General features: G+C 51.0%; 13 protein-coding genes. 11 read left to right on the top strand and 2 right to left on the bottom strand.

Annotated elements, in window-relative coordinates; translation table 11 throughout:
* The first annotated feature begins 32 nt into the window (after positions 1 to 32).
* The 6 genes from HV345_RS11710 (at position 33) to HV345_RS11735 (ending at position 6,927) form a co-directional block, all read left to right on the top strand.
* Positions 33 to 452 carry a translesion error-prone DNA polymerase V autoproteolytic subunit gene (locus HV345_RS11710; RefSeq protein WP_181636655.1) on the top strand — a complete coding sequence of 140 codons (420 nt, stop codon included), beginning with the start codon at positions 33 to 35 and terminating at the stop codon, positions 450 to 452.
* A gap of 2 nt (positions 453 to 454) precedes the next feature.
* Positions 455 to 1,723 (top strand): Y-family DNA polymerase, encoded by a 1,269-nt coding sequence (locus HV345_RS11715; RefSeq protein WP_181636698.1) that lies wholly within the window; start codon positions 455 to 457, stop codon positions 1,721 to 1,723.
* A 278-nt stretch (positions 1,724 to 2,001) separates the two neighbouring features.
* Positions 2,002 to 3,303, top strand: coding sequence for an AppA family phytase/histidine-type acid phosphatase (locus HV345_RS11720; RefSeq protein WP_181636656.1), 1,302 nt, complete (start codon positions 2,002 to 2,004; stop codon positions 3,301 to 3,303).
* A 339-nt stretch (positions 3,304 to 3,642) separates the two neighbouring features.
* Positions 3,643 to 3,918, top strand: a complete 276-nt coding sequence (locus tag HV345_RS11725) for a metal/formaldehyde-sensitive transcriptional repressor (protein ID WP_003833178.1) — start codon at positions 3,643 to 3,645, stop codon at positions 3,916 to 3,918.
* A gap of 32 nt (positions 3,919 to 3,950) precedes the next feature.
* Entirely contained in the window at positions 3,951 to 5,069 is a 1,119-nt protein-coding gene (locus tag HV345_RS11730; RefSeq protein WP_016153173.1) for an S-(hydroxymethyl)glutathione dehydrogenase/class III alcohol dehydrogenase, read from the top strand.
* Between the two features lie 169 nt (positions 5,070 to 5,238).
* Positions 5,239 to 6,927, top strand: a complete 1,689-nt coding sequence (locus HV345_RS11735; RefSeq protein ID WP_065554424.1) for a methyl-accepting chemotaxis protein — start codon at positions 5,239 to 5,241, stop codon at positions 6,925 to 6,927.
* Positions 6,928 to 6,972: 45 nt separating this feature from the next.
* Here the strand turns inward: HV345_RS11735 and pcaQ are convergent, their stop codons facing one another.
* Positions 6,973 to 7,896 carry a pca operon transcription factor PcaQ gene (pcaQ, locus tag HV345_RS11740; protein WP_003020288.1) on the bottom strand — a complete coding sequence of 308 codons (924 nt, stop codon included), beginning with the start codon at positions 7,894 to 7,896 and terminating at the stop codon, positions 6,973 to 6,975.
* A 230-nt stretch (positions 7,897 to 8,126) separates the two neighbouring features.
* Here pcaQ and HV345_RS11745 point away from each other — a divergent pair, with 230 nt between their 5' ends.
* From HV345_RS11745 to rimL, 5 genes are all read left to right on the top strand, one after another.
* Positions 8,127 to 9,029: a manganese-dependent inorganic pyrophosphatase gene (locus tag HV345_RS11745; protein WP_181636657.1), complete on the top strand. Its 903-nt coding sequence runs from the start codon at positions 8,127 to 8,129 to the stop codon at positions 9,027 to 9,029.
* A 120-nt stretch (positions 9,030 to 9,149) separates the two neighbouring features.
* Positions 9,150 to 10,493, top strand: a complete 1,344-nt coding sequence (locus HV345_RS11750; RefSeq protein ID WP_053389633.1) for a VOC family protein — start codon at positions 9,150 to 9,152, stop codon at positions 10,491 to 10,493.
* Positions 10,494 to 10,686: 193 nt separating this feature from the next.
* Positions 10,687 to 12,342 carry a glucan biosynthesis protein D gene (locus HV345_RS11755; protein WP_181636658.1) on the top strand — a complete coding sequence of 552 codons (1,656 nt, stop codon included), beginning with the start codon at positions 10,687 to 10,689 and terminating at the stop codon, positions 12,340 to 12,342.
* A 167-nt stretch (positions 12,343 to 12,509) separates the two neighbouring features.
* Complete coding sequence (locus HV345_RS11760) at positions 12,510 to 12,734, top strand: YdcH family protein (RefSeq protein WP_003833168.1); 225 nt, start codon at positions 12,510 to 12,512, stop codon at positions 12,732 to 12,734.
* 103 nt (positions 12,735 to 12,837) lie between these two features.
* On the top strand, positions 12,838 to 13,383 hold the full coding sequence (gene rimL, locus HV345_RS11765; RefSeq protein ID WP_016156595.1) for a 50S ribosomal protein L7/L12-serine acetyltransferase: 546 nt from the start codon (positions 12,838 to 12,840) through the stop codon (positions 13,381 to 13,383).
* Here the strand turns inward: rimL and ydcK are convergent.
* Entirely contained in the window at positions 13,375 to 14,355 is a 981-nt protein-coding gene (ydcK, locus tag HV345_RS11770) for a YdcK family protein (RefSeq protein WP_181636659.1), read from the bottom strand. The genes rimL and ydcK overlap by 9 nt on opposite strands.
* Between the last annotated feature and the right edge of the window lie 94 nt (positions 14,356 to 14,449).

Raw genomic sequence — 14,449 nt, forward strand, 5'->3', positions numbered from 1 at the left:
ATATAAATACAGTAAATGAGAGGCAGATTATTATGTTGTTTTTCCAGCCTGCGGAACGCCGCGAAATTAAACACTTTCCGTTATTTAGCGATCTTGTGCCCTGCGGTTTTCCATCTCCTGCACAGGACTACGTTGAGAAACGTATCGACCTCAATGACCTGCTGGTACGGCATCCCAGCGCAACCTATTTTGTTAAATCATCTGGCGACTCTATGAGGGGAGCAGGGATCGGCGAGGGTGATTTACTGATTGTCGACAGCGCCAGAAAACCTGCCCATGGAGACATCGTTATTGCCGCCGTTGAGAGCGAATTCACCGTTAAACGCCTGCAATTACATCCGGTTGTGATGCTGAAGCCAGAGAACAGCGCCTACGCGCCGATCATGATTAGCAGCGAGGACACGCTGGATATATTTGGCGTGGTGACATTTATCATTAAAGCAGCGGGCTGATGATGTTTGCACTGGTGGATGTTAACGCGTTTTATGCCAGCTGTGAGTCGGCATTCCGGCCTGATCTGAAAGGGAAGCCCGTTGTCGTTCTTTCAAATAACGATGGCTGCGTTATTGCCAGTAGCGTAGAGGCAAAGGCGCTTGGCGTTAATATGGGCGCTCCGTACTTCAAACAGAAAGATCTGTTCAGGCGCTATGGCGTGTTCTGTTTTAGTTCGAACTACGAACTGTATGCGGATATGAGCAGCAGGGTGATGTCGATTCTGGAGGAGTTATCGCCACGCGTGGAGATATACAGTATTGATGAAGCCTTTTGTGATATAACGGGCGTGCGAAACTGCAGGGATCTTACGGATTTTGGTCAGGAAATCAGAGCAACCATTTTGCAGAAAACACGTCTCACGGTTGGGGTCGGCATTGCTCAGACCAAAACCCTGGCCAAACTGGCGAACCATGCGGCCAAAAAGTGGCAGGAACAGACGGGCGGAGTCGTGGATCTCTCAAATATTGAACGCCAGCGTAAGCTGATGGCAGCACTCCCGGTTGATGAAGTCTGGGGCATCGGACGCCGTATCGGCAAAAAACTGGACGTTATGGGCATTAAAACGGTTCTCGACCTCGCGGATACCGATATTCGCTTCATTCGTAAACATTTCAGCGTCGTGCTTGAGCGAACCGTCCGGGAATTGCGCGGTGAGCCTTGTCTGGCGCTGGAAGAGTTTGCGCCGGATAAGCAGGAAATTATCTGCTCAAGATCGTTTGGTGAAAAACTCACGGATTACAACGCCATGAGAGAGGCCATTTGCACCTATGCTTCACGTGCTGCGGAAAAGCTGCGCAGAGAACACCAGTACTGCCGGTTTATCTCTACGTTTATCAAAACCAGTCCGTTTGCCCTGAATGAACCTTATTACGGTAACAGCGCATCGATAAAACTGCTGACGCCAACTCAGGATAGCCGGGACATTATTACAGCAGCCACGCGCAGCCTGGACGCCGTTTGGCGAGAGGGGCTACGTTATCAAAAAGCGGGCGTTATGCTGGGGGATTTTTTTAGCTCTGGCGTTGCACAGCTGAATCTTTTTGATAATAACGCCCCGCGGCGTAACAGCGATAAATTGATGGACCTACTGGATACTCTTAATGCTGAAAAGGGGAAAGGAACGCTCTACTTTGCCGGGCAAGGGATACAGCAGCCGTGGGCGATGAAGCGAGACATGCTTTCACCACGTTATACAACGAGATACAGTGATTTGCTGCGGGTAAATTGATAGCCAAACAAGGCTTCCGCCCACCTTATTTATACCGGATCAATTATCCTTTCAATGACAGGACGTTGTAAATTGCCAACGATTACATAACCTTGGATACCTTTCCAGCGCGGCTAAATTAGCGCTCCTTTAATACTTCGATAAGATACAAAGTTGATATTCAAAAAGTTGGATTGTTGTGAACTCAGGAGTAGGATTATTTCTATCTGATAGAACCAGGTATCGAACTGGCTTATACGAGTTGATTGTTTTTCACTTACGAAAAGGTGGTGCTGGTAATGAGTACATTCATCATTCGTTTATTATTTTTTTCTCTCTTATGCGGTTCTTTCTCAATACATGCTGAAGAGCAGAACGGTATGAAACTTGAGCGGGTTGTGATAGTGAGTCGTCATGGAGTAAGAGCACCTACGAAGTTCACTCCAATAATGAAAGATGTCACACCCGATCAATGGCCACAATGGGATGTGCCGTTAGGATGGCTAACGCCTCGTGGGGGAGAACTTGTTTCTGAATTAGGTCAGTATCAACGTTTATGGTTCACGAGCAAAGGTCTGTTGAATAATCAAACGTGCCCATCTCCAGGGCAGGTTGCTGTTATTGCAGACACGGATCAACGCACCCGTAAAACGGGTGAGGCGTTTCTGGCTGGGTTAGCACCAAAATGTCAAATTCAAGTGCATTATCAGAAGGATGAAGAAAAAACTGATCCTCTTTTTAATCCAGTAAAAATGGGGACATGTTCGTTTAACACATTGAAGGTTAAAAACTCTATTCTGGAACGGGCCGGAGGAAATATTGAACTGTATACCCAACGCTATCAATCTTCATTTCGGACCCTGGAAAATGTTTTAAATTTCTCACAATCGGAGACATGTAAGACTACAGAAAAGTCTACGAAATGCACATTACCAGAGGCTTTACCGTCTGAACTTAAGGTAACTCCTGACAATGTATCATTACCTGGTGCCTGGAGTCTTTCTTCCACGCTGACTGAGATATTTCTGTTGCAAGAGGCCCAGGGAATGCCACAGGTAGCCTGGGGGCGTATTACGGGAGAAAAAGAATGGAGAGATTTGTTAAGTCTGCATAACGCTCAGTTTGATCTTTTGCAAAGAACTCCAGAAGTTGCCCGTAGTAGAGCCACACCATTACTCGATATGATAGACACTGCATTATTGACAAATGGTACAACAGAAAACAGGTATGGCATAAAATTACCCGTATCTCTGTTGTTTATTGCTGGTCATGATACCAATCTTGCAAATTTAAGCGGGGCTTTAGATCTTAACTGGTCGCTACCCGGTCAACCCGATAATACCCCTCCTGGTGGGGAGCTTGTATTCGAAAAGTGGAAAAGAACCAGTGATAATACGGATTGGGTTCAGGTTTCATTTGTTTATCAGACGCTGAGAGATATGAGGGATATACAACCGTTGTCGTTAGAAAAACCTGCCGGCAAAGTTGATTTAAAATTAATTGCATGTGAAGAGAAAAATAGTCAGGGAATGTGTTCGTTAAAAAGTTTTTCCAGGCTCATTAAGGAAATTCGCGTGCCAGAGTGTGCAATTACGGAATAAGTAACTAATTATTATATATAGCGTATTAAAAAATAGAAATCCCCGGTTTGTAGTCGGGGGTATTCGTATTGATCATAATTACATGAGTCTTTCAATTGCCTGTTCTTTGCGAGTGACAATCCAGTTACGCTGCTCCAGAAAAAATCCGGACTGTTCAGCGATGCAGAATACATCGACAAAGCGCTCGGTGTTGTAGCTCTAAAACCGCTTTACACGGTGATATGTCCACATATGTCTAAATGTGCTGTTTGTACAACGTATTAAATAATAACAAGTTATTTATTTTACAATTAGTTAAAAATACTGATAGTATACCCCCCTATAGTATTTGGAGGGCGTATGCCGCATTCACCCGAAGATAAAAAACGCATTCTCACCCGTGTACGCCGTATTCGCGGTCAGGTTGATGCGCTTGAGCGCGCGCTGGAGTCCGGCGAGCCGTGTTTGGCTATCCTGCAACAAATTGCCGCCGTGCGCGGCGCATCCAATGGCCTGATGGGCGAAATGGTTGAGATCCACCTGAAAGACGAACTGGTCAGCGGGGAAACAACCCCAGACCAGCGTGCCGTGCGCATGGCTGAAATCGGCCATCTTCTGCGTGCTTATCTAAAATAACACCATCACCTCGCAATAATGGGAAGAGACAAATGAAATCACGTGCAGCAGTTGCATTCGGCCCCGGCCAACCGTTAAAAATTGTCGAAATCGATGTCGCACCGCCAAAGAAAGGTGAAGTGCTGGTTAAAATTACCCACACAGGCGTGTGCCATACTGATGCTTTTACGCTCTCAGGCGACGATCCGGAAGGGGTTTTCCCGGCGGTGCTCGGCCATGAAGGTGGCGGCATTGTGGTTGAAGTGGGTGAAGGCGTTACCAGCCTGAAACCGGGCGATCATGTGATCCCGCTATACACCGCAGAATGTGGCGAGTGTAAGTTCTGTAAATCGGGTAAAACTAACCTGTGTCAGGCCGTACGTGCGACCCAGGGCAAAGGTCTGATGCCGGATGGCACCACCCGTTTCTCGTATAACGGCGAGCCGATTTATCACTATATGGGCACCAGCACCTTCAGCGAATACACCGTTTGCGCGGAGATCTCTCTGGCGAAGGTTAACCCGCAGGCTCCGCTGGACAAAGTGTGTCTGCTGGGGTGTGGCGTGACCACCGGTATCGGAGCGGTCCATAACACCGCAAAAGTGAAAGAAGGCGATACCGTCGCCGTATTTGGTCTGGGCGGCATTGGCCTGGCGGTGATTCAGGGCGCGGCGCAGGCGAAAGCCGGGCGTATTCTGGCCGTTGATACCAATCCGGAAAAATTTACGCTGGCAGGTGAAATGGGCGCGACCGATTTCATCAATCCGAAGGATTACGACAAACCGATTCAGGATGTGATTGTCGAGCTTACCGATGGCGGCGTGGACTTTAGTTTCGAATGTATCGGTAACGTTAACGTGATGCGCGCGGCGCTGGAATGCTGCCATAAAGGATGGGGCGAAAGCATCATTATTGGCGTGGCAGGAGCCGGGCAAGAGATCAAAACACGTCCGTTCCAGTTAGTTACCGGGCGTGTCTGGCGCGGTTCCGCGTTTGGCGGCGTGAAGGGGCGTACTCAGCTTCCTGGTATGGTTGAAGATGCGATGAGCGGGAAAATTCAGTTGGATCCGTTTATTACCCACCGTTTACCGCTGGAGCAGATTAACGACGCGTTCGATTTAATGCATCAGGGTAAATCCATCCGTACCGTTATCCACTTTGGTGATAACTGATTCATTGGCCAGCGGATTTCTCCGCTGGCACTTTCCTGAATTTTTTAGAATTATGTTGTGAAAGTGTGACGAATCCGGCGCTTTTCACGGTAAGTAAACTTCCCGGATTGCCGATGACTATCTAACGGGCGTGTTTTCACGCATAAACCCTACAAGAGAGTCGACGGTCATGGACAACACTACATCGATGCAAGCCCAGCATAAACTGGGCTTTCTGCATCAAATCCGGCTGGTTCCGCTGTTTTCCTCCATTCTCGGTGGCATCCTTCTGCTGTTCGCCTTAAGTTCCGGGCTGGCAAGCTATTTTCTTATGCAGGCCGATCGCGATCAGCGCGACGTAACCGATGAGATTCAGGTCAGGATGGGGTTATCTAACAGCTCTAACCACTTGCGTACCGCGCGTATCAACATGATCCACGCCGGCGCGGCGAGCCGTATTGCCGAAATGGATGACATGAAGGCCAATATCGCCGAGGCAGAAAAACGGATTAAGCAATCGCAGGACGGTTTCAATGCTTATATGTCACGCGCGGTAAAAACGCCTGCCGATGAAGCGTTAGACGCTGAACTGAGCGCCAGCTTCAAAGCCTATACCGACGGCTTACAGCCGATGCTGAAGTACGCTAAAAACGGCATGTTTGAAGCGATCATCAACCATGAAAATGAACAGGCCAGACCGCTGGACTCTGCTTACAACAAGGTGCTGTTAAAGGCGATCGACATTCGTACCACCAGGGCGAATCAGTTAAGCGAACAGGCGCATCAGCGTACACAGCTTGGTATGGCTTTTATGCTGGGCGCATTTGTTCTTGCGCTGGCGCTGACCGTGATGACGTTCATTGTTCTGCGTCGTACCGTCATTCATCCTCTGTTGCGTGCCGCCCAGCGTATTGAGCAAATTTCAGCGGGGGATCTCACCATGCCGGAGGAACCGACCGGGCGCAGCGAAATTGGTCGCCTGAGCCGCCATCTGCAAACAATGCAACGTTCGCTGGGGACAACGGTAGGCACGGTGCGTCAGGGCGCGGAAGAGATTTATCGCGGTACCAGTGAGATTTCGGCGGGGAACACCGATCTGTCTTCACGTACCGAACAACAGGCTGCGGCGATTGAACAAACGGCGGCCAGCATGGAAGAGTTGACTGCGACGGTGAAGCAAAACGCCGATAACGCGCATCATGCGAGCAAGCTGGCAGAAGATGCCTCCGGTAAGGCCAGTCGGGGCGGTCAGATGGTTTCTGGCGTGGTCAAAACCATGGGCAATATCTCAACGAGTTCGAAGAAAATCTCCGAAATCACAGCCGTTATTAACAGCATTGCTTTCCAGACCAATATTCTGGCGCTGAACGCAGCGGTTGAAGCAGCGCGGGCAGGAGAGCAGGGCCGTGGGTTTGCCGTGGTTGCCAGTGAGGTGCGCACGCTGGCAAGCCGCAGCGCTCAGGCGGCAAAAGAGATTGAAGGATTGATCAGCGAATCAGTCCGACTGATTGACCAGGGCTCCGGAGAAGTGGTCGCTGCGGGCAATACGATGACGGATATTGTCGATGCGGTAAAACGCGTCACCGACATTATGCTGGAAATTGCAGCGGCCTCTGATGAGCAGAGCCGGGGTATCGTCCAGGTGAGCCAGGCAATTTCAGAAATGGATAAGGTAACGCAGCAAAATGCCTCGCTGGTTGAAGAAGCCTCTGCCGCTGCGGCATCGCTGGAAGAGCAGGCGGCGCGCTTAACGGAAGCTGTTGGCACATTCCGTTTAACAGGGACAAGTGCTATTAAACGCGCGCCTGTGACGACAAAGCCTGACCATTCACGCCCGCAGGCGGCAACTGCCAGTGGCGATAACTGGGAAACGTTTTAACAATAAAATCAATTAAGGGACCTGATGGTCCCTTAATTTTTGGCATCAAAACGGTACAGTTTTGCGTATTGCGGCGATCAGGATCTGCGCGGCCTGAGAGAGTTGCACATCGACACGGGTAAGAATGCCGATGGGTTCACCCGCACCGTGGGTGGGTATCGGCAACGACACCAGCGTCGCCTGGCGTAAATCTTCTCTAACCGCGCCTGAAGGGACAAACCACACATAGTCGTAATCGACCGTCAGTTGGCGGGAGAGTGATGCTGACAGCGTTTCAATACAGCCCGGCGGCATTTTGCAGCCCTGACTTTGCAACAACGCCTCTGCGTGCTGGCGAGGGGCGGTTCCTTTTGGTGAAACCACCACCGGCCACTCCATCACCCGACTCAGCGTGATGGTTTCCTGCAACAACGGGTGGTTAGGGCGCACGACCAGTTTAAGCGATTCCAGAAATAACAGCTCGTAGTTCAGACCAACCATCAATTCCGGATCGGCCATACGGCCAATGCCGAGATCAATTTCCCCTGACTTTAAACCCGCCAGGATCATCGGATTACTCATGGTGGCAACCTGCAGCGTGGTCTCCATTTGCTGCTTATGGAACGGGCCAATGACCGCCGGCAGAATACCCAGGGCCGCGGTGGGTAAGGCGCCAATCCGTACGACATCCGTCTGTGACTCTTCGCGCTGGTTTAAGGCTTGTCCGGCGGTGTTGAGCGCATCCAGCACTCTGACTGCGTGGGTAAGAAACTGTTCTCCGGGCAGCGTTAATTGTGCGCCAAGGCGACCACGCTCAAAGAGCCGGGTACCGGTCAGTTGCTCCAGTTCATTCAGCGTTTTGGAGAGGGCTGGTTGGCTCAGGTTAAGGGTCTCAGCCGCGCGGCCCAACGTTCCCTGCTGTGCAACGGCGACAAAAGTATGAAGGTGGCGCAAGCGAATGCGCTGATTGAACAGAACATTTTTTTCCATAAGCGATGTTAAAAACAGAGTCGTATCGGTGACAAGTGAAGTTGTTCGATTTTGATAACTTGATAGCAAAATATTATTAACATTTATCCTATTTTACTTACAACTGATTTGTTTTGCTTATGTTTTGTACAGCGCCACCGGGTGGTGGGATCATGGAAGAGAATCCGTCCAGTCGATATACTTTCGTTATTGTTTGCTTTTGAACCATTCTCTTCACAAGGTACTGATTAATGATAGATGTAATAGGGCACCTTAACCCCGATAGTGATGCCATTTGTACCGCCGCCATGACGGCGCGTTGGCTTACTTTACGTGGCCAGCAGGCGACGGCATGGCGTCTGGGCGAACCTAACCGCGAAACGCAATTTATCTTTGAACATGCAGGACTGACGATGCCCGAACGGCTGACGTTTGAACTGACCGATCGTGATGTGTGGCTGGTCGATTTCACCGAGCCTGCCCAGGGGCCGGCATCGCTGGCAGAAAGTAACGTCGTGGGAATTATCGATCATCACCGACTCGGTGGATTAGTCACTCGTCTGCCACCTGAAGTATGGGTGAAGCCAGTCGGCAGTAGCGCGACGCTGTTATGGCAACTGATGACGGAAGAGGAGCGCAGCCAGTTGTCTGCCGCTGAGGCTGTTTTATTGATGGGTGCCGCATTGAGTGACACTGTCACGCTTCGCTCACCAACGACCACCTCTGACGATCGCCTGGCGGTGGAGGCCCTGGCCCAAAAAACCGGTGTGGATCTCGAGGCGTTTAGTCGCGACCTGCTGTCTGCTAAAACAAGCGTGGAAGGCATGAGCGCTCGCGAGCTTCTGCAGAAAGACATTAAAACCTTCACCATTCATGGACATTCTGTTTGTGTGGCGCAGCTTGAACTGTATGCGCTGCAACAGGTGGATGCGGTGCTGGACGATCTCCGTCTGGAAATGGCGCGCTATGCAGAGGAAAAGAATGCCGCGCTGGTTGTACTGATGCTCACCGATATTAATCTGGGCGACACCAGCCTGTGGTTTGCCGGTTCAGCGCTGTCAGACATCCCGCAGCCCTGTAAGGTGGAGGGGATGCTCAGCCGTAAAAAACAGATGTTGCCCTGGCTGGAAAGTCATTTAAAACCACGCCAGTAGGTTCTGTTCACCGTCTGTAGGGGTGGGAAATTTACGCGGGGTCACACTTTGTAAATTCTTCCCACCGGAGTCAGCGGCGTTTTCTACACTCCAGGTAATATTCACTGGAGGCATGACATTATGGCGAACACCATCACGGCAGATGAGATTCGGGAACAATTTTCGCAGGCAATGTCAGCAATGTACCAGCAGGAAGTCCCGCAATATGGCACGTTGCTGGAACTTGTCGCTGATGTGAATCTGGCGGTACTGGAAAATAATCCTACGCTGCATGAAAAACTGGCGAATGCAGATGAGCTGGCCCGGCTAAACGTTGAGCGCCACGGCGCCATTCGGGTGGGCACTGCGCAGGAGCTTTCTACGCTACGCCGGATGTTTGCCATTATGGGCATGTATCCGGTGAGTTATTACGATCTCTCCCAGGCCGGTGTTCCCGTGCATTCCACCGCGTTTCGTCCCATTGACGATGCGTCGCTTTCGCGCAACCCGTTTCGGGTATTCACCTCGTTATTGCGGCTCGAATTAATCGAAAACGCCGCGCTACGGCAAAAAGCCGCGGAGATCCTCGCGAAACGCGATATTTTCACCCGTCGTTGTCACGAACTATTGGATGAGTTTGATGTGCAGGGCAGTTTTACGTCTGAGCAGGCGCAGGAGTTTGTGCAAGAAGCGCTGGAAACTTTCCGCTGGCATCAGCATGCCACGGTCGATGAGGCGACCTATCACGCATTGCACAATGAGCACCGGCTGATTGCTGATGTGGTGTGTTTCCCTGGGTGTCATATCAACCATCTGACGCCGCGTACGCTGGATATCGACCGGGTTCAGTCGATGATGCCGGAGTGCGGCATTGAACCCAAAATACTGATTGAAGGGCCGCCGCGCCGCGAGGTGCCCATTTTATTGCGCCAGACCAGTTTTAAAGCGCTGGAAGAGCCGGTGTTATTTGCCGGTGAAATGCGTGGCACTCACACGGCGCGTTTTGGTGAAATCGAACAGCGCGGCGTGGCCCTGACGCCGAAAGGCAGAGCATTGTACGACGAATTGCTGAATAAAGCGGGAACGGGAAAAGACAACCTGACGCATCAGCTGCATTTGCAGGAGGTGTTCAAAGCATTCCCGGACAGCGAATTTCTGCTGCGCCAGCAGGGGCTTGCCTGGTTCCGCTACCGGCTGACGCCGTCGGGCGAGGCGCATCGACAGGCGATTCGCCCGGATGACGACCCGCAACCGCTCATTGAGCGGGGTTGGCTGGTTGCTCAACCCATTACCTACGAAGATTTTTTACCGGTGAGCGCCGCAGGGATTTTCCAGTCTAATTTGGGGAATGAAACTCAGGCCCGTAGCCACGGTAATTCCAGCCGCGACGCGTTTGAACAGGCGCTGGGTTGTGCGGTTTATGATGAGTTTGCGTTGTATCAGGAGGCGCAAGATCGCAGTAAACGGCGGTGTGGTTTACTTTAATTGAATTTACATGGGATTCGGTCTGTTCCCATCGACATAAAATATTTTCGATTTTGTACAGATAATCGGCGACCAACAATTGGATTATTAATGAATTTTGTCTAGAGTGAGCGGTCAGAAATGTGCACTCTCTTGCCGCTGATTATGGCCGGCGCGGGACCATTTACACGACCAGAAGGACTTACTTTCAGGCATGAATCGCAGACGATTTATTAAAGGTTCAATGGCAATGGCCGCCGTGTGCGGAACCAGTGGTATTGCATCACTCTTTTCCAGCGCCGCCTTTGCGGCAGAGTCTGACATTGCAGACGGAAAAACCGTACGTTTTGATTTTTCCGTTCTGCAATCGATGGCCCATGACTTAGCACAGAAGCCCTGGGGCGGCGCACCGCGCGCGTTACCTGACACGCTGGCCAAACTGACGCCGCAGGCCTACAACAGCATTCAATATGACGCAGAGCAGTCTCTGTGGAACAATGTTGAAAATCGTCAGCTTGATGCGCAGTTCTTCCACGTGGGAATGGGCTTCCGTCGCCGCGTACGCATGTTCTCGGTTGATGGCAGCACGCATATGGCGCGCGAAATCCACTTCCGTCCGGAACTGTTTAAATACAATGATGCGGGTGTGGATACCAAACAGTTGGAAGGGCAGACTGACCTCGGGTTCGCCGGGTTCCGCGTGTTTAAAGCGCCAGAATTAGCCCGTCGCGATATCGTTTCTTTCCTGGGCGCCAGCTATTTCCGCGCCGTGGATGACACCTATCAGTACGGTTTATCGGCCCGCGGTCTGGCGGTAGATACCTACACCGACAGCAAAGAAGAGTTTCCTGATTTCACCTCTTTCTGGTTTGAAACGGTCAAACCGGGCGCAACCTCCTTTACCGTGTATGCGCTTCTCGACAGCCCCAGCGTAACCGGTGCATTTAAGTTCGTGATCCACTGCGAGAAAACGCAGGTGATCATGGATGTACAAAACCACATCTATACGCGCAAAGACATCAAGCAGCTCGGTATTGCTCCGATGACCAGCATGTTTAGCTGCGGCAACAACGAACGTCGGATGTGTGACACCATTCACCCGCAAATTCATGATTCCGACCGTCTGGCGATGTGGCGGGGCAATGGCGAGTGGATCTGCCGCCCGCTGAATAACCCGCAAAAACTGCAGTTCAACGCCTATACCGATAACAACCCGAAAGGGTTTGGCTTGCTGCAGCTCGATCGCGACTTCTCCCATTACCAGGATATCATGGGCTGGTACAACAAGCGTCCGAGCCTGTGGGTCGAACCGCGTAACCAGTGGGGCAAGGGGACTATCGGCCTGATGGAGATCCCGACGACCGGCGAAACGCTGGATAACGTCGTCTGCTTCTGGCAGCCTGAAAGGTCGATCAAAGCGGGCGATGATCTGGAATTCAAATATCGCCTGTACTGGAGTGCTCAGCCGCCGGTGCGTTCACCGCTGGCTCGCGTGATGGCGACCCGAACAGGCATGGGCGGCTTCCCGGAAGGATGGGCGCCGGGCGAGCACTACCCGGAAAAATGGGCGCGACGTTTTGCTGTTGATTTCGTCGGTGGCGATCTAAAAGCCGCCGCGCCGAAGGGTATTGAACCGGTGATTACGCTCTCCAGCGGTGAAGCGAAACAGATTGAGATCCTTTACGTGGAACCTATCGACGGTTATCGCATTCAGTTTGACTGGTATCCGACCTCTGACTCAACCGATCCGGTAGATATGCGTATGTTCCTGCGTTGTCAGGGCGACGCCATCAGTGAAACCTGGCTGTATCAGTACTTCCCGCCAGCGCCGGATAAACGTCAGTACGTTGACGACCGCGAGATGCGTTAATCACTCCCTTTACGGCTCTCCGAATGGGGAGCCGTATCTGTAATCCTCTTCACAACCATTCTGTACACTATTTACTCGATCCCGTTCGCATTTTTCTGTAAGTCAAGTGGGTACTCTGGAGGTGTGTATTTCTTATACACGTTCTTTTCCACTAACAGGGAGAAAGTATGTTTCCAGAATACAGAGACCTTATTTCCCGACTGAAATCCGAGAACCCTCGCTTTCTGTCCTTATTCGAAAAACACAACAGCCTTGATCATGAGATCTCCAGACTGGAAGGTTCGGATGGTCGGGGGTATAGTTTGGACATTGTTCGCCTTAAGAAACAGAAACTCCACCTGAAGGAAGATCTGCTCAAAATATTGCAAAAAGAGAGTGTCAGTGAGAGCTAAGTAAAACGGCGCTCGCTGTGTAAAAGGGCTTCCAAAAGGGAGCCCTTCCTGTTTTTATTTGATTGAGCAGGGTGGCCTGCTTAACCATCATAACGGAATGAAAATGTCAGAAGTGATTACCATCAATGACACGCTGGAACTGCGTGCCGTAGAAGAGCAACACGTCACGCCTCTGCATCAGTTGGTGCTTAAAAATAAAAGCTGGCTCCAGCAGTCGCTGAACTGGCCGCAGTTTGTTGCCTCTGAGGAGGACACCCGCAAGAATGTGCAGGGCAATATGATGTTGCACCAGCGCGGTTACGCCAAAATGTTCCTGATTTTTGCGCAAGAAAATGTGGTCGGGGTTATCTCGTTTAACCAGATAGAACCGTTGAACAAAGCGGCTTATATCGGCTACTGGCTGGATGAGGAGCATCAGGGTAAAGGCATCATGTCCCAGGCGCTACAAGCCTTAATTCATCATTATGCGCAGCGTCAGGAGATTCGCCGCTTCGTGATTAAATGTCGCGTAGAAAATGTTGAGAGCAACCAGGTGGCGCTACGTAATGGCTTCCAACTGGAAGGATGTATGCAACAGGCGGAATTCCTTAATGGTGATTACTATGATGTGAATCTCTACGCCCGCATCATTGATGGCTCTTCAGAATAAACCTGCGATAGGCGTGCGCGTAATGCGCTGTTCACCGTTAATCACTTTCGGTCCGCGTAGGTGAATGGCATCGCCATCAAACGCCTGGATATGCGCCTGACCGGTTATCTCAATGTGATGCTCGATCAGCACTTCGCCCAGCACACAGACGTGGCCTTCAATCAGGATGTGGTCATCTAACTGGAGCGGTCCACCGCGTAATTGCGCATGACCGCCGACCAACACGTGGTGTTTCAGCACGCAGTTACCTTCAACTACCGCGTGCTCCGCCACCTGGGAGCTGTAGCGTAGGGTAGGTATGGCATCTTCTTCGCTCCCGGCGATGACGCGCGCATATCCATAGACTTTGGCGCAATCGCAAATCCAGACATTGTTCTCTTCATTACCTTCCACCTGTGCGAAATCAAAAACTTCCGCCCGATGTTCAATAAAGGCATAGTTGATTTTCGCATCGCCATAGATCTGCGCCTGATGCACCACTCGTGAGTGGCTGACAAAAGCCCGATCATAAATTTGCAAGAACTGGTCGTTTTCACGGGTTAGCCCCCTGGCGGCGATGATTTCAGAGTCACACACCACGCGCGCATCACCAAAGAGAAGGCACTCGCCGCGAACCACAGAACCCTGAATGGTGACGTTGTCACGTATTTGCGCATTATGACTGATTTCAGCCTGGTCAATCCACACGTCATCGCTAATTTGCGCGCCATCTCTGACCACGCTTGCCTGAGTAATGCGGGCGTTTCCTGTAATCGTCGCGCCGGAAAATGCGAGCGCGTTTTCATCGTAAATCCAGCAATCACCGCTTTGTGACAGCACGCTTTCATTGTCGATCCAGCCACCGGGCGTGCCGGCCTGGACATCATTAAAATCAGTGAGCGCAATGATTTGGCGTAGTAATACGCTTTTTTTATTGCCATTATCCTGGTAACTAAAGGATCGAGACTCATCGCTGAGACGATATTTGGTCATAGCTCATTTCCATGTTGCGCACCTTAGTTAAACGTAGCAAAGTTTTCCGCACTGGCTAAATCAGCGGAAATTCCATAAAATGCATTTCAAATAT

Origin of the sequence: Citrobacter sp. RHBSTW-00986, assembly GCF_013783065.1 — a bacterium.
GTDB classification, from domain to species: Bacteria; Pseudomonadota; Gammaproteobacteria; order Enterobacterales; family Enterobacteriaceae; genus Citrobacter; species Citrobacter braakii.